General features: G+C 44.4%; 29 protein-coding genes. 13 read left to right on the top strand and 16 right to left on the bottom strand.

Annotation, left to right across the window (positions count from 1 at the left end):
* The first annotated feature begins 243 nt into the window (after positions 1-243).
* The 8 genes from QMD66_06340 to QMD66_06305 all read left to right on the top strand — a co-directional run bounded on the left by QMD66_06340 (position 244) and on the right by QMD66_06305 (position 6,683).
* Positions 244-405: a hypothetical protein gene (locus QMD66_06340; protein MDI6822458.1), complete on the top strand. Its 162-nt coding sequence runs from the start codon at positions 244-246 to the stop codon at positions 403-405.
* A gap of 78 nt (positions 406-483) precedes the next feature.
* Positions 484-1,788, top strand: coding sequence for a GAF domain-containing protein (locus QMD66_06335; GenBank protein MDI6822457.1), 1,305 nt, complete (start codon positions 484-486; stop codon positions 1,786-1,788).
* 181 nt (positions 1,789-1,969) lie between these two features.
* Positions 1,970-3,355 carry an aminodeoxychorismate synthase component I gene (pabB, locus tag QMD66_06330; GenBank protein ID MDI6822456.1) on the top strand — a complete coding sequence of 462 codons (1,386 nt, stop codon included), beginning with the start codon at positions 1,970-1,972 and terminating at the stop codon, positions 3,353-3,355.
* A gap of 74 nt (positions 3,356-3,429) precedes the next feature.
* A complete protein-coding gene (ilvE, locus tag QMD66_06325; protein MDI6822455.1) occupies positions 3,430-4,296 on the top strand; it encodes a branched-chain-amino-acid transaminase in 867 nt (288 codons plus the stop codon).
* Positions 4,297-4,573: 277 nt separating this feature from the next.
* Positions 4,574-5,473 (top strand): protoheme IX farnesyltransferase, encoded by a 900-nt coding sequence (locus QMD66_06320; protein ID MDI6822454.1) that lies wholly within the window; start codon positions 4,574-4,576, stop codon positions 5,471-5,473.
* 178 nt (positions 5,474-5,651) lie between these two features.
* Entirely contained in the window at positions 5,652-5,882 is a 231-nt protein-coding gene (locus QMD66_06315; GenBank protein ID MDI6822453.1) for an AbrB/MazE/SpoVT family DNA-binding domain-containing protein, read from the top strand.
* Complete coding sequence (locus tag QMD66_06310; GenBank protein ID MDI6822452.1) at positions 5,879-6,280, top strand: type II toxin-antitoxin system VapC family toxin; 402 nt, start codon at positions 5,879-5,881, stop codon at positions 6,278-6,280. Before QMD66_06315 ends, QMD66_06310 begins: the two co-directional genes overlap by 4 nt.
* Positions 6,281-6,338: 58 nt before the next feature.
* On the top strand, positions 6,339-6,683 hold the full coding sequence (locus QMD66_06305; GenBank protein MDI6822451.1) for a nucleotidyltransferase domain-containing protein: 345 nt from the start codon (positions 6,339-6,341) through the stop codon (positions 6,681-6,683).
* A 123-nt stretch (positions 6,684-6,806) separates the two neighbouring features.
* On the opposite strand, the gene QMD66_06300 is transcribed toward QMD66_06305, so the two are convergent.
* The 12 genes from QMD66_06300 to QMD66_06245 form a co-directional block, all read right to left on the bottom strand.
* The gene (locus QMD66_06300) at positions 6,807-7,145 is read right to left on the bottom strand and encodes a DUF86 domain-containing protein (GenBank protein ID MDI6822450.1); all 339 of its coding nucleotides are present in this window, start codon (positions 7,143-7,145) and stop codon (positions 6,807-6,809) included.
* A gap of 210 nt (positions 7,146-7,355) precedes the next feature.
* Positions 7,356-8,645, bottom strand: a complete 1,290-nt coding sequence (locus tag QMD66_06295) for a lamin tail domain-containing protein (GenBank protein MDI6822449.1) — start codon at positions 8,643-8,645, stop codon at positions 7,356-7,358.
* 251 nt (positions 8,646-8,896) lie between these two features.
* Positions 8,897-9,304: a class E sortase gene (locus QMD66_06290; GenBank protein ID MDI6822448.1), complete on the bottom strand. Its 408-nt coding sequence runs from the start codon at positions 9,302-9,304 to the stop codon at positions 8,897-8,899.
* A gap of 47 nt (positions 9,305-9,351) precedes the next feature.
* The gene (locus QMD66_06285) at positions 9,352-9,576 is read right to left on the bottom strand and encodes a hypothetical protein (protein MDI6822447.1); all 225 of its coding nucleotides are present in this window, start codon (positions 9,574-9,576) and stop codon (positions 9,352-9,354) included.
* A gap of 34 nt (positions 9,577-9,610) precedes the next feature.
* Positions 9,611-10,294: a hypothetical protein gene (locus QMD66_06280; GenBank protein ID MDI6822446.1), complete on the bottom strand. Its 684-nt coding sequence runs from the start codon at positions 10,292-10,294 to the stop codon at positions 9,611-9,613.
* Between the two features lie 2 nt (positions 10,295-10,296).
* The gene (locus QMD66_06275) at positions 10,297-11,226 is read right to left on the bottom strand and encodes a hypothetical protein (GenBank protein ID MDI6822445.1); all 930 of its coding nucleotides are present in this window, start codon (positions 11,224-11,226) and stop codon (positions 10,297-10,299) included.
* Positions 11,227-11,230: 4 nt separating this feature from the next.
* Positions 11,231-12,862 carry an Ig-like domain-containing protein gene (locus QMD66_06270; protein MDI6822444.1) on the bottom strand — a complete coding sequence of 544 codons (1,632 nt, stop codon included), beginning with the start codon at positions 12,860-12,862 and terminating at the stop codon, positions 11,231-11,233.
* 168 nt (positions 12,863-13,030) lie between these two features.
* Positions 13,031-14,008, bottom strand: a complete 978-nt coding sequence (locus QMD66_06265) for a hypothetical protein (protein MDI6822443.1) — start codon at positions 14,006-14,008, stop codon at positions 13,031-13,033.
* A 190-nt stretch (positions 14,009-14,198) separates the two neighbouring features.
* The gene (locus QMD66_06260; GenBank protein MDI6822442.1) at positions 14,199-14,738 is read right to left on the bottom strand and encodes a hypothetical protein; all 540 of its coding nucleotides are present in this window, start codon (positions 14,736-14,738) and stop codon (positions 14,199-14,201) included.
* A gap of 495 nt (positions 14,739-15,233) precedes the next feature.
* Positions 15,234-15,770, bottom strand: a complete 537-nt coding sequence (locus tag QMD66_06255) for a signal peptidase I (protein MDI6822441.1) — start codon at positions 15,768-15,770, stop codon at positions 15,234-15,236.
* A gap of 362 nt (positions 15,771-16,132) precedes the next feature.
* Entirely contained in the window at positions 16,133-16,801 is a 669-nt protein-coding gene (locus QMD66_06250) for a TasA family protein (protein ID MDI6822440.1), read from the bottom strand.
* Between the two features lie 62 nt (positions 16,802-16,863).
* Positions 16,864-17,571 carry a TasA family protein gene (locus tag QMD66_06245; GenBank protein ID MDI6822439.1) on the bottom strand — a complete coding sequence of 236 codons (708 nt, stop codon included), beginning with the start codon at positions 17,569-17,571 and terminating at the stop codon, positions 16,864-16,866.
* Between the two features lie 353 nt (positions 17,572-17,924).
* Between QMD66_06245 and QMD66_06240 the strand changes: the two genes are divergently transcribed.
* Genes QMD66_06240 through QMD66_06230 form a run of 3 tightly spaced genes read left to right on the top strand, consistent with a single transcriptional unit; the run spans position 17,925 to position 18,449 of the window.
* Complete coding sequence (locus QMD66_06240; protein MDI6822438.1) at positions 17,925-18,050, top strand: hypothetical protein; 126 nt, start codon at positions 17,925-17,927, stop codon at positions 18,048-18,050.
* Positions 18,035-18,178, top strand: coding sequence for a hypothetical protein (locus QMD66_06235; protein MDI6822437.1), 144 nt, complete (start codon positions 18,035-18,037; stop codon positions 18,176-18,178). Before QMD66_06240 ends, QMD66_06235 begins: the two co-directional genes overlap by 16 nt.
* A gap of 37 nt (positions 18,179-18,215) precedes the next feature.
* Positions 18,216-18,449, top strand: coding sequence for a type II toxin-antitoxin system RelE/ParE family toxin (locus QMD66_06230; protein MDI6822436.1), 234 nt, complete (start codon positions 18,216-18,218; stop codon positions 18,447-18,449).
* Positions 18,450-18,465: 16 nt separating this feature from the next.
* On the opposite strand, the gene QMD66_06225 is transcribed toward QMD66_06230, so the two are convergent.
* Together QMD66_06225 and QMD66_06220 are read right to left on the bottom strand one after the other, a co-directional pair.
* Positions 18,466-19,116, bottom strand: coding sequence for a response regulator transcription factor (locus tag QMD66_06225; protein ID MDI6822435.1), 651 nt, complete (start codon positions 19,114-19,116; stop codon positions 18,466-18,468).
* 134 nt (positions 19,117-19,250) lie between these two features.
* On the bottom strand, positions 19,251-19,634 hold the full coding sequence (locus tag QMD66_06220) for a response regulator transcription factor (protein ID MDI6822434.1): 384 nt from the start codon (positions 19,632-19,634) through the stop codon (positions 19,251-19,253).
* Positions 19,635-19,995: 361 nt separating this feature from the next.
* Here QMD66_06220 and QMD66_06215 point away from each other — a divergent pair, with 361 nt between their 5' ends.
* Complete coding sequence (locus tag QMD66_06215) at positions 19,996-20,508, top strand: hypothetical protein (protein MDI6822433.1); 513 nt, start codon at positions 19,996-19,998, stop codon at positions 20,506-20,508.
* A 43-nt stretch (positions 20,509-20,551) separates the two neighbouring features.
* Here the strand turns inward: QMD66_06215 and QMD66_06210 are convergent, their stop codons facing one another.
* A complete protein-coding gene (locus tag QMD66_06210) occupies positions 20,552-21,172 on the bottom strand; it encodes a response regulator transcription factor (protein MDI6822432.1) in 621 nt (206 codons plus the stop codon).
* Between the two features lie 30 nt (positions 21,173-21,202).
* Complete coding sequence (locus QMD66_06205) at positions 21,203-22,150, bottom strand: ATP-binding protein (protein MDI6822431.1); 948 nt, start codon at positions 22,148-22,150, stop codon at positions 21,203-21,205.
* A 285-nt stretch (positions 22,151-22,435) separates the two neighbouring features.
* On the opposite strand from QMD66_06205, the gene QMD66_06200 reads away from it, so the two are divergent.
* Complete coding sequence (locus QMD66_06200) at positions 22,436-23,449, top strand: peptidase U32 family protein (GenBank protein MDI6822430.1); 1,014 nt, start codon at positions 22,436-22,438, stop codon at positions 23,447-23,449.
* The last annotated feature ends 89 nt before the right edge of the window (positions 23,450-23,538 follow it).

Here is a 23,538-nt window from a genome sequence, read left to right as displayed (position 1 = left end):
AGTTGTTCTCAAATTCTTGAGAATAGGCTGGTCAGAAGATTTCAAACATTTTTTAATTTTGGATTGCCATTTTGCACATATCAGCAACCCCCACGTTTCATCGAACCCTTGAATTCGGGTTTTGAGCAGGTTTTCTGGGAGGAAGCGAGTAGGTAAGGTACAGCAAAACTCCAACCCTTTGCTAAAGTCGGCGATTTCTTTGCCCGATAAAGATAGTGGAATATTTCAAGTAGGGGTGAAAAAATGAAGAATTTTTCAAAAAAGAACCCACTTAAGATAGGGGTTATTGGTGGAGAAATAATTTTATGCGCCGTTGTAGAATACTATTTCCATTTTATCCTGAGGATGGAGATCATCTACACTCATATCTTTTATGTTCCCATCATTTTGGGAGCTTATTGGTAGGGTCTCAAGGGAGGACTGGGCACAAGTTTAATTTTAGGCTTTATTCACTTATTCCCGCACATTTTGACGGCCAATTTAATGAGTCAAAACATTGCCGGGAGCATCCTCTTTGTAGTTGTAGGATTAATGGTAGGGGTGATATCTGACCAGAAAAATCGCACCATAGCGCATTTACAGAGAGTTACGAGAAAGCTGAATCGAACTCAAGCTAATTTAATTAAATCTCAAAAGCACCTCGAAGCCTGGAGCAAATCTCTGGAACAAACGGTACAGGAGAGAATCAACGAATTGACCACATTGTACGAAGTGAGCAAGGTCTTGGGTTCGACCTTTAACATCCATGAAGTATTGGAATTCATCTTAAAATCCTCTTTGCATATCCTGCATGCCAATACGGGTTCCGTGATGCTTCTCGATGAGGAAACGAAGGAGCTCAGGATCAGAGCGGCCAAAGGCTTGAGCCAGGAAGCCGTGGAGAAAACCCGCTTGAAACTGGGCGAGGGGATAGCAGGTTGGGTAGCAAAGATGGAAAAACCCCTGCTCATATCGAACATTTCGAAAGATACCAGATTCAAGAAGTTTAAGTCCAAGGAGGAACTCTATTCCGCATTATGCGTTCCTTTAAAAGTCGAAGATAAAATAATCGGGGTGCTCAATGTGGGTGCCACTTACCCCCATGAATTCACCAAAGATGATTTGAGGATATTATCCATCTTGGCTGGTGAAGCAGCTGTAGCCATAAAGAATGCCCAGTTGTTCACTCAGTTTGAGGAGTTATATATGGAGACGGTGAAGGCTTTCGTTAAAGCCATCGAGGCTAAAGATCCCTATACCAGTGGGCATTCTGAGCACGTCACAAGCTACGCCGTAACCATCGCTCGCGAATTGGGTTTAACAAAAGAGGGGATAAATACGATAAGGACCGCTTCGCTTCTGCACGACATCGGAAAGATAGGAGTAGATGAGGATATCCTCAACAAACCCGCGAAATTAACTAGGGAAGAATATGACAAGGTGAAAAAACACCCCTTGATAGCAACTCAGATAATTGGACACATTCCATTGTTTAAGAAGGTGATACCCATCATTTTCCATCATCATGAGCACTACGATGGAAATGGTTATGTATCTGGACTCAAGGGCGAAGAAATCCCCCTGGGATCGAGGATATTGGGAGTTGCGGATGCCTTTGATGCCATGACCTCCGAACGACCCTATCGTCCCGCTTACACCCTGGAGGGTGCGGTGAAGGAGTTAAAGAAAAATGCCGGCTCTCAATTCGATCCAAAGATAGTTGAGGTTTTATGTACTCTCATTGAGAAATCGAAACTGCCGAAGATTGAAGAGAAGATGAAGAAGGAAAAATTGAAGATTGTGGGGTAAGGATTTGTCTTGAAAGGGGAGGGGACTCGTATTATACTTGTCCCTAGATTAGTATGTCAGCCTAAATTGGGCACCCAGCTAATCGGTTGGGTGCCCAATTTTTTAGGTCTGGTGATGGGATGTGAAAAATCTCCTGCCTGTCGGCAGACATGGCCTATCGAGAGAATTGGTAGTACCCTTGGTGAAAGAAATCTCCATTCCCATCTCCTCTTTCGAAGCCTTTGGGCGCTTAAAGGATGAACCCCATAGCTTCTTTTTGGATAGTCAGGTGGACCCTCAAAAATTGGGACGGTTCTCTTTTATGGGAAGTGACCCCTTCCTCATCTTCAGAAGCAAAGGTAGTAAAATCGAGATCACAGAGGAGTCTCATCACCGAATGCTTGAGGGTAACCCTTTCGATATCCTCAGGAGTTTGCTGAATCGCTACCAACTAGATGCACCACCTGGTGTATTCCCTTTCCTAGGGGGAGCGGTGGGGTATTTTGCTTATGATCTTTGCCACTTCATCGAAGAACTTCCGTCCCAAGCCATCGACGATTTAGACCTGCCCCATTGTTACCTCTGTTTTTACGACCGAGGGGTGGTCTTTGATCATCTCAATGGCGAGATTTATCTGGTCTCCACCGGTTTTCCCGAGGAGCATCGGACTAAAGCTGAGATTAGAGCCGAAGCCAGGCTGAGAGAGCTTGAAAATAAGTTGCGGAGGGAAACGAATTCGGTGCGTCAATCCCTGCAACATCTGGGCAAGGTTTCGCTCCGCTCCAATTTCAGTAAGGAGGGATATCTGGAAGCGGTGCAGGCGGCGAGGGAATACATCATCGCCGGTGATATCTTTCAGGTGAACCTCTCCCAGAGGTTTGAGACCGCTTTACCCATATCTCCCTTTGAATTGTATAAGAGGCTGAGGAGCATAAATCCAGCACCCTTTGCCGCCTTTTTGAATTTCGATGGAATCAAGGTGGTCAGCGCATCTCCGGAGAGGTTTCTAAGACTCAATGGAAGAAGGGTGGAAACGAGACCAATCAAGGGGACTCGACCAAGGGGCAAAAGTCCAGTGCAAGATGGGACATTGGCCCGGGAGCTCATGGATAGTGGGAAGGATAAAGCCGAGCACATAATGATAGTGGATCTTGAGAGGAACGACCTGGGGCGGGTTTGCGAGTACGGATCGGTCAAGGTATCCGAGTGCATGGTCCTGGAGACTTACGCCACCATCTTTCATCTGGTCTCAACGATTGAGGGAAGACTCTGTGAGGATAAAGACCGCTTCGACCTCCTGAAGGCTTGTTTCCCGGGAGGTTCAATAACGGGAGCTCCAAAGGTGAGAGCCATGGAAATAATAGACGAGCTCGAACCGACCAGAAGAAACATTTATACTGGCTCCATAGGTTACTTGAGTTTCGCGGGCGATATGGATCTGAGTATAGTCATCCGAACCTTTTTGATAACCGAAGGCAGGGCTTATTTCCAGGTGGGTGGGGGCATAGTTTTTGATTCGGATCCAGAGGCTGAATATGTGGAGACCTTGGATAAGGCAAGAGCTCTGATTAAAGCATTGAATCTGTAGTGAAAAGGTACAATAGAAAGGGTAATTTCCGTAGTAGTGCGAGGCTTTCAGCCTCGCTTAAGAGGTTTAGCTTTATGGAGGAAATAGTATACTTAAACGGTCGTCTCGTCCCGAAAAGGGAGGCTAAGATTTCCATCTTTGACCACGGTTTTCTCTACGGCGATGGTCTCTTTGAGACCATGCGGTCATACAATGGTCGGGTATTTAGATTGACCGAGCATATAAAACGTTTATTCAAATCGGCCAAGTTCTTAAGGTTAAAACTCGGTGTCACGGAGGAAGAAATCGAGACCGCAGTTCAGGAGACGATTAAGGCGAATGATTTATTGGATGCTTATGTGAGATTGACCATCTCGCGAGGCGAAGGGGAGACGGGCCCCGATCCTTCAACTTGCCCCAAGTCCACCGTGGTCATCATCGCCCGCCCTTTCAGGTCTTATCCTCACGAATTGTATGAGAAGGGAGCAAGGGCGATCATAGCGAATACACGCCAAGATGATCTCTCGCCCCTGGCGAGGGTAAAATCGATGAATTTTTTGAATAATATTTTGGCTCTGATGGAGGCAAAGGCTGCTGGGGTAGATCAGGCGATTCTCCTGAACACCAAGGGTTTCGTAGCTGAGGGAGCGGTTGGCAATATTTTCATCTTTCGAGATAATACTTTAATCACTCCTCCCAAAGATGCTGGTATCCTTCCCGGCATAACCAGGCGGTTGGTTTTGAAACTAGCAAAAGGGCTTCAGATACCGATTCGTGAGGGGAATTTTCCACCCGATGCGTTGATGCAAGCCCAGGAATGCTTTTTGACCAATTCTTTGATGGAGATTCTGCCCATTGTTCAGGTAGCCGATCATCCCATCGGAACTGGTCGTCCCGGACCGGTTACTCAACAGCTCATTCTGGCTTATCGAGAATTGGTTCGGATTGAGACCAGATACTAAAAATTTAATTGATTTCAAAGCAATGAGCAGTATACTGTACAACAGAGGTGACAATAATGGGTGTGAACATTTTGCCGAGTAGCAAAGTCAGGGATAAAATTGCCTTGGTGCTTCAAGAATTAAGGAAGAATAACCAAAAAGCTTACTAATCGAGAGGAATGGCGGTTACGTTACGGGAATTATCGGATTTTATATATGGTCGATGGCGAGAATAAGACTATCACAATTGTAAGAGTAAAGCATAGAAGGGAAGTTTATAGATAGGAAGGCAACATAAATGGTCATCGAAAAGGTAGAAGAGGAAGAGTTAGTGAGCAACGTCGTAGCAACGATCAAGAATTATGTTGAGGTAATGAAACCAAAGGAAACCATCCTTCTCGCCTTCATTGGTATCTGCGCCGCCATCGTCGCCGGAAAGGGATTTCCTCCGTCCAACCTTCTTCTGATAACCGCCGTTGCTGTTATTCTGGGAAGCGCTGGTTGCAATGGTCTCACCAACTACCTCGATCGTGAAGTCGATGCCCTCATGAAGAGAACCAAGCATCGCGCCCTCCCTTCCAAAAGGATCAATCCACCCGAGAAAATGTTGCCCTATGCCATCGGTCTGTTGATCATCGCTCTTGCCCTTGCCTGGTATTTACATCCTCTTTGCTTTCTATCTGGAGCCTTGGGCATTACAACGGCTGTGGTCGGTCGCAAGCGGTCCATAACCCACATTCTGGGAGGAATATCGGGTTCTGCACCCATCTTGGTGGGTTATACTGCCATAAGCCATAAGCTCGATTTGACCATCGGATTGCTCTGCCTACTCATCTTATCCTGGACTCCCATTCACGTCTGGAGTTTGATGACCGCCTATCGAGACGATTTCTTGCAAGCCCGTGTGGTGATGTTCCCCATCAATCGGGGAATCGAGACCACAATAAGAACTTTGCTGGCTTTATCCATCCTTCTTTATGCAACGACCATTGGTCTCTATTTTGTGGGCAAATTCTCCATGCTTTATTTAATCATCGCCAATGTATTGGGAATCCTGATGTTCTTAAGCAATGTTTATCTTTCCAGAAGACGAGGAGAGAGGGATGCCTGGAGGGTCTATAAGATATCCGCCTATCCCTACCTTGGATTGATCTTCTTAGGCATGTGCCTCGACCTTTGGCTGCAAGCCCTTTTGTAGCATCCTCAAGTAGGGCGGGGGCTGTCCCCCCGCAAGCTGTCTTCCTCAAAATAGATTTTGTTGCTTCATAGCGCCTAGCAGGTATCGTCTTCAAAAATGTAGGATATATTTTTGGTTGATTCTTAATTCAAAATGTTGTACTTTTTTGATAGGTTATAACATAAAGGAAATGTTAAACATGGCAATCGTAAAGGCTACTGCAAAAGGACAGATCGTGATTCCAGCAAACTTGAGAAAAAAATACCACATCATTAAGGGCACGAAAGTAAAGGTTGAAGAAAAGAACGGCGAAATAGTGATAAAGCCCCTTTTGACGAACCCCATCAAAGATGCTCGTGGGATGTTTCAGGGAGGTAAATCGGCTCTGAAGGTTCTTCTCTCGGATCGGAAAGAGGAGGCTTCAAGGTGAAAAAGAAGTTTGTGCTGGATAGCTATGCTTTAATAGCCTATTTGGAAGGCGAGGAGGGAGCTGATATTGTTCAACAAGCTCTAGAGGATTCTGAAAAGGGGAAGTGCCAGATTTTGATGAGCATCGTAAATTGGGGTGAGGTTTATTATTCTATGCATCGTGCCAAGGGAGAAAAAGAAGCCGAAGAATGCGTAACCGTTATCGACCAGCTTCCCATCGTTTTGGTTGAAGCAGATAGAGAAATCACCTATGAAGCCTCCAAGTTTAAAGCGAAGCATTCAATTGCTTTTGGCGATTGTTTCGCCGCCGCTCTTGCTATTCAAAATGAATGCGAGGTTATAACGGGTGATAAAGAATTTGAGAGGTTAGAGAAGGAAGCAAAGATTTTGTGGTTGTGATAACATTACCTCAAATTTGAAATTGAGGGCTTTTAGTGGGAACATATTGAGGAGGAAGATGAGAGTCGCTCAAAAAAGGATCGATCAGGAAAAAATTAGGAAATTAAGAGAGCTATTTGCCAGGAATCCAAGGGTAATAGTGGCATATTTTTTTGGCTCCCAAGTGAGAGGGGAGATCACTCCTCTAAGTGATATCGATATCGCTGTTTTGGTAAAGGAGTCCTTATCTTTGGATGAAAAAGCCGATTTAATAGAGAAAATCATCTCTTCGCTTGAAACCGATGACATCGATTTCGTCGTGTTAAATCATGTCTCCTCAGTTTCTTTAAAGTTCGAAGTCGTCAATGGGAAGGTACTTTACTCAGCCAATGAGGGAAAAGAGTTGACTTTGAGACGAAAGTGATGGGTGAGTATCTTCTCTATGGTCCAATGATCGACTTTTATAATAGTTATTTCTTCAGGGAAGTGAGAGAGAAATATGGAGGTTAACAAGAAGAGAGTCGCTGATTTGCTTTCACACCTCGATCTACCTTAATTTCTGCGATACCTTCTCCAGAAATTTATTTATGTTGTAAATAAATTCCTCAAAATCCTTGGTCCTCAAATGAAGCTTATATACCGTTTCTCGGTCAATTGACTCATATTCGTGAGCGGGGATAACTCGAAAGCCACCCATTCTCTGAATTCGCTTAAATAATTCTTCTGGCACTATGTTTCCCCCTAAAATTCGCAAAACATCTCGATAAGTTTGGGGTTTTTCCAGCTGCAAAGCGGCTATAATGTGTTGTCCTATTTTGATCACATCCATTACCGCTTCGTAAAGGATATTCTTGAGAGCACAAAATCTTTCCTCGTTTTTCTCCAAGTCGGAGGGAGAGCCAACTCTCAAAGTTTTTAGGAGTTGAACTCTTCCATCGTAGCGCTACTTGCAGCGCTGAAATTTTGAAATAATGTTTAAAGTCGCAGGTCAAAAGATTGTGTGGGGACTGTCCCCAAGTAGTAAAGTATATTGCGGATTGAAGCATATCAGATCACGCAAACATTACTATTCCTTGATGGTGATATAAAAAGCGGATTAGAATGGTGGCTTCACTTTTAAATTAATGTAACAGCTGTGGGCTTTGCCTTGACTTATTCCCATCACTGGTATTAGGTAGCTTCCGTGTGGAGTGGAAGGAGAGGTGGAAATGATCAGAGTGGAGATACCATCAGGTGTGACCGAATTAGCATCGAAGGTTGCGTGAGCTCCATCGGGTAGACCATAAACCATCAACCGAACCGAGGAACCAAAATCCCCTATGCGATTTAGATTGAGTGTCCAAGAGGCTGAATCTCCAGCGACCACGGTTTGGGCAAAGTCAGAGTTAGGATCGAGAGACAGGATAAAGTCGCTTGGTGGAGATGGCGGAAGTACAACTTTCAAATTGACGTAGCAGCTATGAACCTTGTTTCCGCTTATTCCCATGACCAATATGAGGTAACTCCCCACGGGGGAAGAATCGGATGTCGTGATTTCCAGTCCGGAACTCCCAGGGGGTATAACGCTAGTATGCGAAAGAGTTGCGGAAGCCCTGCTCGGAAGCCCAAAGACCTTCAGGCTTATCGGGGAGTTAAAGTCACCCATTGATTCCAGATTGATTATCCATGAAGCTTTTTCGCCCCTGACTACCTTGTGGAAATCAGGAGGAGCTGGATCGGCTGAAATTTGAAAGTCGGCTGTAACCTTTGGTGGTGGCGGAGCCATGGTTTCGGGATTGGGGTTTGGTTGATCCCTGAAATCCGCGCTACAATCATCGGTGTCCCGATCTGGGGGAAATCTTTCCAGAGAGTGTCCCGTGGGAACACCTGGGTGTGGAGTAACTCCTGGATAAGAACCTTTCTCATAGGTCACAACATCTATGGCGTTATCACCTTCATTCAGTAAAAGTACTTCATCTCCAGTGTTTGCTAAGGAAATAGTTCCGGTTCCCCATATCGAATACTTGAGCATGTCGGGGACTTGAGCTTTGGTGTCGCTTATTTCAAAATCTGAGTCTCTTCCATAGAGGGCATAAAAACCACTGGCTTTTAAAGCTACCGTCATCTTCGCCCCGGCTTGAATCTTAGTTCCATCGGGGAACTTGAACATCCCTTCGCTACCACCTTTGGTTTCCTCATCACCAACCTTATAATTTGAAATGTCAATAGCCGAGGTAGTTGGGTTATATATCTCAATCCATTCTTCATTAGAATCAGCCCCTGGTGTATCGTAGAAGACTTCGGAGATCAAAAGATGAGAGGCACTTCCCGCACTTGTTGAGTGGGCAGAGGTAAGCAAAAAAGCAAAAGTGACCAATAGTATTGATATTCTTTTTAAGTGATTCATTAGACCTCCTATCAGTTGAATTTTCTTGTGTTTGCTAATATCACCTTATTACCAGAGTTTGACCTTTTCATACAACTATCCTTTGGGATAGTTTTCTTCCAATTTCAAATGAGAATTTGGCTTTTCTAAGTGAAGAATGAACCCATGTGGTATTGGAGTTACTTGGGTGGCATTGGAATTACATATGATCGACCAAAGATTGACCAAAGCGAGATATGAAAATCGTAGGGTAAAATGAGGGAAAAAATCGGCTAAGTGGCTAATTTTGCAAGGACCACCAGTCTTCTGGCGGCGCTATGGATAGGTGTGCAGGCACTCAAGATTAAGACGGCTTCATCGATGGGTTTCATGAACGAGAGATCGTAGGGACGGGTGCTAAACACCTTTTCAACTATATACGTAAACTTACTGCTTGGAGTCTCGATGAAAATTTCATCACCCTTTTGTAAATGGTGGATTCTAAAAAAGGGTGCTCCGTAAGTGGTTCTGTGACCCGCGATGATACAGTAACCTTTTTCTCCTGGATAGGCAGAACTCTTAACGTGACCCGGACCCTTCTTTAAAGAGTTTCTATCGGCTCCCTCAACGACTATTGCTTCTAGGTTGATCTTTGGGATGATTATCTTAACTGCGGGAGCTCCCAACGGTTTTGCTTCCAATGATTTCTTTTGACCGGAGGGTGAGCGATTTTCAACTGCTTCTGATTTTATCTTTTTCCATTCTTTCTCCAATTTTGCTTGAGTACGCAGGTTGAGTAGGGAGGTTGAGAAGGGTAAAGAATCAATCCTAGCCCGGCTAATATCAGGAGTATTCCAAGAATCCTGCCAAGCCTTTTCCTCTTGGCCCGCCTTCGCTTAAGCCTTTTTGTTAATTTCTCTTTGTTTTCTTCCGAGTTTGAGTAAAACTGGGATAGCTTCTTGGTTAGCATCATTTTGCCTCTTAAGTTGGAACTAGTAGGTTTGGGATTATTTGGATAAGCGGAAAATCCATAATCCTGCGGCAACTAAGATGGTACCAGGGATCAAGAAAAGCAAAAGGTTTTCACCTGCAAAGGGGAGCACGGCTTCGACCTTTTCCTTATAGGGTAAAACAGCCCATTCAACTTCCGTGGTATTAATTACACTATCGGTAGCGGAGGGGTCGATGCTAGACTTAATGGTCATGGTCATTCTGTCAACCATACCATCCGTGGCAGTCGATGGAATAATCGCTTGTTTCACGATCTTTTTTTGACAATCTTTGCTGATTTCCCCAGTATCAATTATCCCATCACCGTCGGTATCCTTGAGCTCTTCACCATCCGAGGGATCGCCATCTCCATTGGGGTCACTAAAGAATTTATAAGTCCAGCCTTGTTCTGAAGTATAGATTATATCGATGATATCTATAAAGTTTCCAGTGTTTGAAATAGTGGTGGAATAATTCAAAATATCCCCCGGTCCACCAGTGGCAAATTGACCGGGTTCCACTATGCTGATCCTAGCGACTTTCTCGATTTCGACTTGAATAGGCATGGATTTCTCTATTTCCGTCCTGTCCTCACTGGTTTTCACGTATTCAGTAGAAGGTGCCCGAAGAGAACAGAAGTAATATCCGATCAGAAGGAGACAAAAGAATAATTTTTTAATCAAGCGCATGTTTCCACACATTGCTATCTTCCTTTAATACGTAGAGCGGTCAGAAAGATTGCTAACAGGAGAATGATGCTCAATCCCACCGCGATCAGTTTCCCAGGAATGACCCAAAATTCCGCCCTTCTAACCAAAGGCTTATCCAAGCCCGCTTCAATGGTGACAACGACCTCAAATTTACCAAAAACTGGTATTCCCCTAAAAGTATTGGATAGTGTTTCATTGGATAGTGTTTCCGTTTTACCCGGCAGAATCATTTTCTTGATCGGTTTCAATCTCGCCACCACTTTGCCATTTTTATCTCGAATTTCGATATTTTGCTCCACATCCAAATGGATGTTGCCCGTGTTCTTAAACTTCGTTTTGAAAGTCACCGATCTACCCAAGTTCCAGCGAGGAACCTCAAAGGTGATTAAACGCCCTTGTTTTTGCATCTTTGGAAATTCCACCCTTTGCCCGGGGACCGTCACCCGGAGCAACGAGGCAATTTGCCCGATGACCTTCACGGTATCCGGTCTCACCTTGGCTTCTGGAGTTCCAAAGATCAAATAGGTCGAATAAGTTCCCGGTTTTGCATCAGCTGGCACTCGAGCGGTGATGCTCACATTTGAAGTTTGACCCGGAGGCACCAAAAGAAGCGATTTTGAGAATGAAATCCAACTCCCGCATCCACCGAATTTTTCGGCTTCCTCTGGCGTTAACCGCTGGATATTTCCTCTCTCATCTCGCACAAAATCCATAGTGGATGCGGCGATGGTGATCTTTGCCTCGCTCATATTTATGATTTTTATATCTTTATGCCCCTTTTCGCCGGGTTTGAGCGTCAAATTAATTCGGGACGGTGAGACGGCAAATTGCATTGTTGCTTCCGCGATACTGGGGACGACCAGTGAGAAGCAAATCAAGGCAATAGCCGTTCTCCTAAGCTCATCCCGAATCGAATTGACCATTCGTCTATTCTTTAGGCTCGGGTACGATGCTTTCCGATTGAGCGATGGCTGGAATCCATACCGTTTGTGACGCCTCAGATTCCTTACCCGTCTCATCCACTGCTTTGATGAAATAATAGTAGGAATCGTCCAAATTAATTCCCGTATCCTTGAAAGATGTAGAAGTCACCAATTCTTGATTTATTTTTTCAAAGGGACCATCTTGGAATGTTGCTCGATAGATGTTGTATCCCGCAATATCAGTCTCGGGATTTGGTGACCAGGTGAGATTGATTCCGTCTTCTTTGGAAGTTGCTATAAGGTTCCTTGGTGAGGAGGGAGGATTGTTCGTGGTCAAAGTTAAGGGATCGGAGACAGCTTCATTTCCCGCCTGGTCGTAAGCCTTTACCACGAGGGTATGTTCTCCATCCTGGGTTGTGGTTGTATCCCAATCATGGATGTACATCGATTCCTCTTCATTCAAGGGGACATCGCCCATTTCAGCATCATCGATGAATAATTTAACCTGTTCTATTCCTGTATCATCGATGGCGGCGATCTTGATGGGAATGGTGCCCTCAACTTCTCCTCCCGCAGTGATGAAAACCACCTGCGGGGGAGTAGTATCCTCAGGCAGAGAACTCTCAGAAGCATCCATATCCTCAGATGGACTTAAATCTTGTCCTGGGGTTTCCTGATCTTGATTTAGACTCTCATTTGGAGCTACATTGGAATGGGATTGATCCCGATGAGTAGTATCCTGGTTACCATCTCCTTGATTTGAATCGTGACTCATAGCGTTTCCACCATGCCCATGCTCTCCATGGTATCCGGCTTCAGCTCGTCCATCATTTTGAACATCACTATCATTTTGATGCTGATGACCTCCATGTCCTTGGGGATGTTCGGGGTAATGTTCTCCGTTATGTCCATGTTCATCTGATTGCTCATTGATTTGATTTTCATGATTAACATTTTGATGAGCTTTGCCATTTTGACCTCCAGGAGAGTGATTCACATTTCCGCATCCATCATCGCAGTGGTTATTCTCTGCACATGGGAACACCGTGTACACAACGGTGGTCTCATAACCCCCAGCTTTGATCTCCCAACTCACACCATTTTCTGAACTGAACATCCGATAATCAAAGTAAAAGGCATCGTTTGAATTTGTGCAATCAGAATCCATTATCAAGTGTTGCTCGGTGGAGAAGGGTACCCACTCATCTCCTTCCTTTAATTTCCAATACAAGTTTTCTATGGGGATAGTCGAGGAACAAAGAGTATTTGTTAAATCGCCGTTTGCCTTAACCGCAAGATCATAATCACAGGGTGATTTCACGGTGACCTTCACCGCATAGGGGTCATCGATGATCTCAAATTTGTGGGTTATCGGATTCAAGCAGGTGAAATTGACTTGCCCTGAACCATCTGGTGTCTCTATGTTTAAGATTATGGCATCCTCTGGGGGCTCACAGCATGAGCCATGATGATCGTGAGGGGGATGACCCTGATGTTCATGGGGAGGATGACCATCATGGGGATGACCGCCACCATGAGCGGAAGCAACTCCACAAGGAATATAGGGGAGGATGAGGCAAATTGAAAGCAACACGGATATTAATCTTTTCCTTGCCCCTCCTCTCGTTCTTTTCATCTTCCACATCTTTTCAGTCCCAAAGAATCTCGTAGAAACAGACCTTTAGTCTGTTAAACAGGTCTAAAGACCTGTTTGTACTTTCCAGAATCCCATGGGTAGCGCGGGGCTTGTCCCCCGCCTTTGGGCGGGCACGAAGTCCCGCCCCTACAGGGAACTACGTCTGAATTATGTGCGCCGGGCGAGCTGTATTCTAAACTTCCTTAGGAATAAGATGAATGAGGCGATGAGGAGTGCGATTCCTAAAAGAGCGGGCAGCAATAATTTCCAGGATATCACCCAAAAGGTCTTTTCCGCTTTAATTGGTTTATTTAATCCGGCATCGCCAATCAATTTGGCTCTAAATTTGCCGAAAAGTGCCGGTGAGCGCCAGGTAGTGGGTATGATCAAAGTATTCATTGGCAATAGCGTATATTCGGGAACGCGGATGGTCTCGCCCTTGTACTTACCCTTCCAAATTTCGATGATTCCCGTTAAGATTAGATGACAGTTGCCGGTGTTTTCAATCTTTATCTTCATTGGAACCGGATTTGAGAAATTTAAGTAACCAATCATTAAATCCTTCAATTTTGCCGAGCGCTTAAGGACGGGAATTTCTGTGCCCACCTCTGAGCTCTCACCGGGCTTGCTCACCATCACCAAGAGCAATGCATGTATCCTATAGGTCATGGGCAAGCGAATGGTGATCCCCTTTCCTTTTTCCTTGGGTAAGATTGGTGTTCCTGCAATGGTCACATAGGTATAATGGGTGCCATATTCGGCATCCCTGGGAACATTCACCGTGAACTTGAAGGTACCGGTCTCATCGGGGGAAACGGTCATCGATTTGCTGTGAAAGTCCAACCACCCACCGCAACCTCGGAAGACCTTGACATCATCGGGGCGGATGGGGTGGGCTATGCCCTTCTCATCCCGTGCGAAATCCCAGCTATTTATCTTGCACTTAAGAGGGTTCTTGCCCGTATTTGCCGCATTCACCTCTACGATTTCACTTCCTCCAGGTGGCACGAAGACTTCAATCCTACTGGGGAAAAGAACAATACTCCCTTGTGCTGGACTTGCCAGCAGTAGAAGCAAAATGGTTATTAAAATGGACATCGAAATATATCTTTGCACTTTCTTTAGCTTTAGCACGACAATCCCCATCGATTTTTTTCCTTATCTTAACATATAGCACTATAGATTCTGAAACAGACCGCCTGCCGCCCGCCGGGAGGGTAGCACGCCTTTAGGTCTGTTATCTCAAAATTTCATAAATAATCCATAAATGAGGGCAAGAAGAGAGGAAGAGATGGGCCCCTCCCTTCCTCTCTTCTGATACATTGGGAAGTCGAGATTAGTTCTGATGCGCATCCAGGGTAAGTGATCCCGTGTATATACCGGCGGAGTCACACCAGTTGATCTCAAGTTGCACCATAACGTTTTCCTTCTCTTGGTGCTGCTCAGCTGGATAGCCTATTATTGGACTCGTCCAGGGATTTGGAATCGGCACACCCTCCACTTTGACTACCACTCTATCTGCTGTTATGACGTCTTCAATCATCTTCGGCTCCGCCACAGTACCCGCATTCCAACTGGTCTTAAGGTCGGTCCAGGATGCGGTCTTATGAAATGGCAGGTTACTCCAGACAACCCAATCCACGCCATCCTTACCAAGCCAGTTGGTCTTGGGGTTCAAACAAGGAATGTTAATCACATCCTTCTGGTCTCCTGTTTCCTTGTCGAAGGTATTCATGGCTATGGTGGGATGGATTTTCACCGTGATGGGTAAATTCTTGGAAACGCTCTGCATATCCAAATCCGTGCCTATGCTGTGCACCTGTGTCGCCAAAGCAATCCCCGAGAAGCTGAGCAAAAGCACTGCTGCTAAAACCATTGCTAATAGCTTCTTCACTTGTCAACACCTCCTTTCCTTTAATAAGAGTTAAAGTCTTAACCAGGTGGGTTAGCCAGCGAGCCACACCCTTTCTGCAACCTCTTTTATGCAACCCTTTATATCACCCCCTCTTCAAAACCAAAAACCGACTTCCCCTTCGAGTGCCACTCCTGGGTCAGTCGGTTCCGCCTTCATTACTTCAACTATTAATTCATTTCAAATAACTTTTAAAAACTCTTTCCTGCTCTAATCTTTCTTACTTTCGTACGAATGCGAGAATGTCAAAAATTGGGAAATTTAAATTTGCTATTCTAATCATAATCTTAAACTAAAGAGAAACATGGTAACATCGGTCATTGGATGGATTTTTCATTAAGACTAAAGTCTGAGAGATGAATCTCGAGACTTGTCCCCGGCCTGTCTGCCGACAAGCAGCAAAATATTTTGGATGGGAACTTAAAGTTACAGGTAGTAAGATTGTGGGGACTGTCCCCCTTAGATGCTTCTGGCTTCTTTGATGGATTTGAGGATATTTCGAATTTCGCCCACGATTATCAGAACGCCGGGGACGATGACGAGCAGGATAAAACCGAGGCGAGTTCGGGCAAAGTGGATGAAATAACCGAAGTAAGGAATGGTTAAGGTTACTTTGCCCAAAACGTCGGCGGATGTGATCGTCCAACGGTCCGGATCTTCATTGGCATCACCCTTGGTTTTGAAATAGAGATTCCCATGGCGCTTGCTGATTTTTATCACTCTGTGAGTGGTGTAAGTGCGAGGATTCGTTGGAGTTTTGTAGGTTATGATGTCACCGATCTCAACATCCGATGGACTTATGGTTTTGACCATGGCGATGCTTCCAACCTTTATCGCCGGTTCCATGCTCCCGCCGAGAACCACAAGGGGTCGGTAGCCCTTCACTGAAGGCAGCGATTCAAAGGACTTGAGTCGCGTGAATACGGAAGCCACCGCCAATAAAAACACCAGGATTATCAGAGATATTATTGACCATTTGATGATTCTTTTAAGCATTTCACGATGAACTCCGAATCATCGGTTGGGGATGAACCCCAGCCCTACTCTCATAAGCTTTTTTGGAGGGGAATGCTCTATATCAAATTTATTGCAGCGCGGCGGACCATCCGCCGCAGAATTTATTGTAGGTAGCTTTTAGCTTACCACGAAATTATGGATAAAAATAAGAGAACCTTGTACAGACCTTTAGGTCTGTTCAAATTGGAATAACATATTCCCAAAAATAACAGGTCTTAAGACCTATTTCTACATCTTAAATGACGCTTATAACAAAAAATCAAATTTATGAAGAAAGCGAGTGGCGAATTTCGCCACTCGCTCACCATGCGTGCTTCTTTGATGCCTCTTTATATATTCCTTTACTGGCTTGAGTGCTGATTCAATGTAAAGGTCATGGTCATATCGCACTTATCACCCTGGTAGTCGTTTGGAGCGCTTTTGTGGAATTTGAGGTACATTATAAAGCATCTACCAATGTCTGGCGTCGGAACTGGTTTTAAATCATCGATTGGCTTTTGTTCAAAATCATCCAGATCGATAAATCCATTTCCGTTGACGTCGTCAACCTCGTTCCAGGGAGTTGCGGGATCATCGTCATCTGCATCGGGATCATCCGTGTCCGTGAAGAGTAGCAAACGACCATAATATTCCATGTGGGTTATTTGGATATACTCATCCATGCCTTCGGCGCTTTTTGGAAGGGTGTCGCTTTCCTCATTCCCAGCTTCGATGCAATCGTTGCTGACCTCGATCTCCACGTGGTCCGCTTCGATGCTTCCAAAGTTTTTAAGGAGAACCATGCCTCCACAGGTGGTTACCCCTGGAATCATATTTTTCATCGTCCACGTTTCATGCACGCCATCGCCATAATCCTCGTTGTTATCTGCAACTTTGAGATCAAAAGTACCCGCGGTGAACGTATTTCCAGTGCTAGTCTCAGTATCGGTGAAATAGGCGACAGTTGCTCCACCCACCAGGGTCAATATGGTGATTATGATCAATATGGATTTGAGTATTCGTAGATTCATACTCATCGCCCCGATCCTAATCAAGTGGATCAGGGATGATTTGCATCACCCCTTTTCAGCCATTATTGGTTCAGTTGATTCAGGATGCCGGTGATGGTTACGTTGATGCCTTCAGCCTGATAGTCGTTGCCTACGTCAGGATTCAGATGCAACTTGATCTGGACTTTTGTAGATGCTCCAGGACCTAGGGATTCAGTAAAGGTCCAGGTCTTCAAAGCCATCTCATGTACGCTCAGCTTGCCATCGTTATTGGCATCGGCGTAAGCCTTCCAATCAGCCAGCACGTCCTCATTTGTATCCTCATAATCGCCGTCCTGGTTCCTGTCGTAGAGTGCCTGAGTCACATAAAGTTTCTCGGCAAATGCATTAGCAGTTACGAGTCCTGGTCTAAACTCTGCTGTGCCAGTGCCATCAGCATCGTCATAAGAGATGGTGATGCTTAGGATGCCAGGCAAGGTACCAACATTCTTAAACCCGATTTCATAGGGACCCGCCTCTTTGCAGGGTGCCAAATTCGTCGCTGTAATTATCGCACCTGGATTATCGACTTCATAAGCAGGTGGTCCCATTCTCAAGTCTAAGGTTCCTGCTTGGGCTAAGTTGTTGGTACTCGTCTCGGTATCGCTGAAGTAGGCGAATGTTGCTCCACCGATGAGGATTGCCACTAACCCAATTGTTAGCAAACTAGACAAAATCTTCTTTCTAACTCTTGCCTTCACCATTCGCCTTAGCATCCTCGGTCCAGTTTTGATAATTGCCACATTCTGCACAATTTTCCCCTCCTTTCAGTCAAATGTAATGGTCTAGTACCAAGATTATTTCTCAGTATATTTCCGATAATCACCCCCAATAGAAATAGATTAATCATTCCAGATTGGTCACTGTGCTGCTTTTTCAAATCATTCTCATATTTGCGCAAATATGAAAAATATCAAGGATTGGACTTTATCTTAAATTTAAACTAAAAGAAAACAGGTAACATCGGTCATTGGATGGATTTTTCATTAAGACTAAAGTCTGAGACATCCCCGCATGATCACGGAAAGCACTCAATTCTCAGTTGCCTTTCTGTGGGGATTATAGTGTAGCTGCAAATGAGACCACAATTAAAGGAGGATTAAGTATGCCTTTTGTAGGGGTAAGGGAGTTAAAGACAAAAACCAGCGAGATTTTGAGGACCCTGCGCGAGGAGAAAAAGGAGTATATTCTAACCTATAAAGGAAGACCCTGTGGGTGCTTATCCCGTTAAGCGAGGAGGAGGTAGAGGATTACATTCTTGCTCATCACCCCCGATATGTTAAAATGAGGAAGATCGCCAGAGAAGAGGTTAAAAGAGGTCAAGTCGTAGGAGCTAAGGAACTCAAGGCTTTGAAGTGAAATATAAGCCCGTGTCCCCAAGAGTGTTTATAAGCAAATAGAAAAGCTTAATCCTGCTGCTCGAAATGGAATAATCAAAGCGATCTTGGCTTTAGAGGATGACCCTTTTCCAAAGGGCAAAAAATTTGAGCATTTAAAAGGCTTGGAAGATGAATTTGTGAGATTAAGAGTAGGTGATTATCGAGTGCTTTATGAGGTTGTCGGCGAAAATATATCTATTTTAGCTGTGGTTCATCGAAAAGATTTGGATAGATGGGTGAAGAAAAGATAATTGGCGGTAGTTAATTTTATTTAGCTAAACCTTGGCGGATGGCATGGAGTACAGCCTGGGTGCGGTCGGATTGCTTGAGCTTGCGAAGGATGCTGCTCACATGGGTTTTAACGGTTTTTTCGCTGATGAACAAAGTCTTAGCGATATCTCTGTTTTTCAAACCACGGGTCATTAAGTTGAGAACTTCCTTTTCTCTTGCAGTTAATGGAGAGGATTCACAATCACTCATCTGTGATTCCAAAGGTGAGGAGAGTCTATCCAGAACTTTGCGGGCAACTGAAGGATGGAGAATGGATTTTCCCTCCGAAACTGTGCGGATGGCCTTTAAGAGTTCCTCAGGGCTTATATCCTTAAGCAGGTAACCCGAGATTCCCGCTTGAAGCGATGTGAAGATATCCTCATCGGTTTCATAAGCGGTCAATACCAAAATTTTTATTTCCGGGAAGCGGGAGTGGATCTCTCGACATGCCCTTATCCCATCCACATCGGGCATCCTCAGATCCATTAAAACCACATCTGGCTGATGTGTTTTCGCCTTTTCTATTGCCTCTTGACCATCCTTTGCTTCTCCTACGATGTCAAATGCATCCTCTAATTGGAGTACGCTTCGAAGCCCCTTTCGCATCAGTTCATGATCCTCGGCAATTAACACCTTAAGTCTCCCCATTTTATCCTCCTTCGGTCTCATACTGCCTTTTCTTTTTTTATCTAAGCACATAAAAAGACCCAATTTGAATAGGACTTAAGTTTCATTATTTTTCTAGGTCTATGGTCACCCAAACCTGTGTTCGAAGGGATTTATTAATACCATTCTGGTGCGTGACAGACGATCCTTATCGTTCGGATGATGTTTTGAAGGGGTTGGTCCTTGAGTAGATAAGCGTTGGCTCCGGCTTGCAAAGATTCTGCGATGAGTTGCTTATCCACATATGCGGAGAGCATGATCACCTTTATTTTCGGTTCTTTCGACTTTATGTAGCGAGTCGCCGCCGCTCCATTCATCTTTGGCATCTTAAGGTCCATGAGAATTACATCTGGGATAAATTCTTGCGCTTTGGATATAGCTTCCTCGCCATCAGCGGCTTCCCCAACCACTTGAAGGTCCTTTTCCAGTTCAAGCGATTCGCAAAGTACTCGCCGAAATAGCGCGTCATCATCAACTACCAGAACTTTTATTTGCCCCAACGCTTTTGAACCTCTTAGCATTGGGCGGGCACGGAGACCCGCCCCTACATCGGGATTTTAGTAGTGCGGGAGTTCATCTCCCGCAAAATTTCCTGTAGCGCGGCGGTTCATCCGCCGATTTTGTTTTGGGCGGGGACCCGCCTGACGGATGGGCAGGTAACCCCGCCCCCTACATTTCCCAGCAGGTGAACTCGCCTATAAGATAATCAAACAAAAAACAAGACCCATTTTAAATGGGTCTTTGGTCTTAAATTAGTGTTCAATTTCAATTATTTCCAATCGGACCTCCCAATTCGGGCTTGACCTGCTGCTACAAATCCTTTAGAGTTAAAGCGCTAAATCTTTCAAGGGCGTGTATTACGTGAAGAAAAGAAGATTTATCTTTGTTTCATTTTGTTTCCTTTTAATTGCATCCATTCTTTTTTCGGGGTGTTTCCGATCACCGAAGAGATCTGTTGAGAGAAAAGCCAGGGAAGCGGTCAAGAAGGAGGCCAAGGAAGAGGTCAAAGAAGAAACCAGCGTAAAAGTCGAAACTCAGGAAGCGAAGAGAAAAGAAGTTGATATAAGCAGTTCCCCCTCAGAGTTGTTGTATCCAAATGCGAAAATCGAAAATAGGGTGAAAAATAAAACCCCGCATGGCGAGGTACAACAAATAGTCTCTTTCACGGTTGACAGTTTGGAGCAAGTGCAGCAATATTATGAGTCTAAACTTCCCACCCAAGGTTGGGTACAACCAGAACCCAAGATGGAGAGGAAAGCCGGAGGGTATGTGTATCCATTCACTAAAGGAAAACAATTTGCGTTCGTCATCATATATACCGACTATGGGAAAACTCGGATTCATGTGCAATATGAAGAAAAGAATACACAGTAGTCTAATTAATGTTCGATCTCGATTATTCCCAGCCGAACGCCCTCTAATACGGCTTGAGTTCGATCATTACAATGTAGTTTGTGGAAGTATTTGAAAGGTGATTCTTGACCGTCTTTTCGCTTATGAATAGCTTTTTTGCTATCTCTTCATTTTTCTTGCCCCCGGCTACAAATTTTAAAATCTCCTTTTCCCTTTGAGTCAGCTTATCAAAATCGCCCTGTACAATCTCAGCTTTCTGCGAGTTGGCGAATTCGTCCAAAATTCGGCGAGCTAATATGGGATTAAGCGGGCTTTCTCCCTTTACTGTGGCTTTAATGCTTTCCACAAGCTCTTCAACGGTTGCTTCTTTAAGTACATAACCTCTAGCTCCCGCTTTAATTGCTCCAAAGAGGTAGTGATCATCATCGTGCATGGAGAGGATAATTATATCACTTGTGGGGGAAACTGTTTTTATAAGTCTCGTTGCCTCTATGCCATCCGTCTCGGGCATGGTTATATCCATCAATACCACATCGGGACATATTTCCTTGGACTTTTGAACGGCTTCAGAAGCATTTGCTGCTTCCTCAATGATGCCTATATCCTTTTCCAATTCAAGGATCTTTCGTAATCCCTTACGAAAGAGGTTATGATCGTCTACTATTAAGATTTTCAGTCCCCTCATCTTTTCCTCGAATCTAGCGAAGCCAACAATTTAAGATACCCGCGAATTCGGAATGTCCACCATTATCCTTGTGCCCTTCCCGGGATTGGTATTGATGGTGAGGGTGCCCTCCAAGGCTCTAACTTTCTCATCCATCCATGTAAGACCCAAATGTCCAGATATTCTCGATTTGGCGACACTCGCAGTTAAATCGAATCCTCTGCCGTTATCGGCAACGGTGGCTAATATTCGATCACCAGCCATATTTAAATCTATTTCCACCCTATTTGCCTTGGCATGCTTTTCTATATTGGTCAAGGCTTCTTTGATTATTTTAAACAGATTGATTTTGACTTTTTGGGAGATTCCATCCTCTTTTCCTTTGATGCGCAGTTCAACTGTTATGTTTGAAATGTTTTGAAAGGTTATTAGATGTTCCTTCAATGCGGATATGAGGAGAAAATTTTCTTCTGTGATGTCCCGTTCGAGGGGAAATTTTGCTACTTCCCGGCGAGTATCCAGAGCTAGATTTCTAAGATTGGCGATTTGCATTCTCACCTTGCGAATATCTTTGGACAAAAGTCTTTCACAAAGTTGCACCCCAACCAGGAGAGTGGCAAGCTTTTGTAGGGTGGTATCGTGTAATACCTCAGCGATTTTGAGACTCTCATTCCCCATCAATCTTTCGACAATCGATAATTTTCTATCTGTACCTCCTGACGAACTAGAGCATCCGTTAGCTCTTAATCTCAGCTGATATATGATTTTGCGGACTTCCAAAATGCATGTAGACATGGTTTTCTTTACGTGGCAAAGCTCATCTTTTGCTTCCCGAAGCTCATTTCTAGATATTTTTCTTTTGCAAGTTTCCAGGTCAATACAAATATCATGTAATACTTGATCGATTTTCTCTTGGATATCTTTGGTGATTTGTGCTTTTTCATTCTTAATCAAATTTTGCAGCTGTGAAATATCTTCATTGATTTTTTTATGCGCCATAGGGGTTGTCCTTTTCAAAGGAAAAACTCACCCCTTTCAATGGTGTGAAAACGTTGTATAGCGCAAGAATGCTGGAAGAATTATGGGGACAGAGGAAGTATTTTGCTCCAACGAAAGTATTTGTTTTTCATCTTTCTATATTCGATTTATTTGTTAGTATCTCCTTCTTTTTACGGAGAATTAACCCCGATGTGCATTCAATCAAAGATTTTAAAACCTGCGTTTTCTCAAATTCCTTTTACTGCGTTTTTGGGTTAAAATATTTTAAAAGGTGGAAGATCGTCCATGGAAATAACGAAAAAAGTTGAGCTCAGAATGCCAGCAGGAACTCTCGCCGGTCTCAAAGAAGCGGTGGAAAATGGCGCCGATGCGGTTTATGTCGGCTTCAGAGCCCCCACAAATGCCCGAAATTTTCCGGGTTTAAATTTTTCCCTAGAGGAGCTAAAGAAGGGTATTGAATTTGCTCATCGAAGGGGAAAGAAGATTTATGTTACGGTAAACACCTATCCTCAAATAGGCGAACTTGATGATTGTTATAAGTGTGTACAGGCTGCTTACTCCGTTGGAGCCGATGCCATAATCGTCAGCGACCTCAGCGCATTGGAGTTTGTGAGGAACAACTTCCCAAATTTTCCCATTCATTTGAGTGTCCTGGCTTCGGCCTGCAATGCTCAAGCCATCGAATTTTACGAGAGGGAGTTTGGCATAAAGAGCGTCACCCTTCCCAGGGTTATGCATCTCGATGAGATCAGGGAACTCAGGGCATTGACATCCGTCGAATTGGAGATATTTGCCTATGGTGTATTGTGCATAAATTGTGAAGGTAGATGCTATCTTTCCCCGTATCTCACTGGTGTCTCCAATAATACCTATGGGATGTGCTCCCCCTCAGATTTTGTCGTATTCAATTGGAAGAATAATAGACTGGAGATAAGATTGAATGGTCATCTGTTGAACGTGCTCGAACCGGAGGAAGTTTTCTCTTATCCAACACCTTGTAAGAGCAAATATTGTAATCTTCTCTTAAATAGTGTGGGGTATCCGATGCAATTCCCCATGCCTCTCAATATTCTGCCCATCCTCCCCGATGTCATAAGGAGTGGAGTCGATGCCTTAAAGATTGAAGGAAGGCAAAGATCCCGATGCTATGTGAGAACAACGGGTCGAATTTTTAGACGAGCAATCGACGCTTACTATGCCCATCCCGATTCTTTTACCGTTCGTGAAGTATGGCTGAAGCGGCTCTCGTCTCTTTTCGGAAGCGCGGAAATCATAATCGGTTGTTATGCGGAGAAGTGAAATTGTTGATCTGGTGAATTATTAACAAGATGGATTAACCTGCGATAACTTAACTCGTTGATAGTCCAGGTCAGGTCGGTTGTAAATTG

It is taken from the genome of Actinomycetota bacterium (assembly GCA_030018275.1).
Classification (GTDB): Bacteria; Actinomycetota; Aquicultoria; order Subteraquimicrobiales; family Subteraquimicrobiaceae; genus Subteraquimicrobium.
The sequence above is the reverse complement of the archived record's forward strand: the minus strand, read 5'-3'. Positions and strand labels throughout refer to the sequence as shown.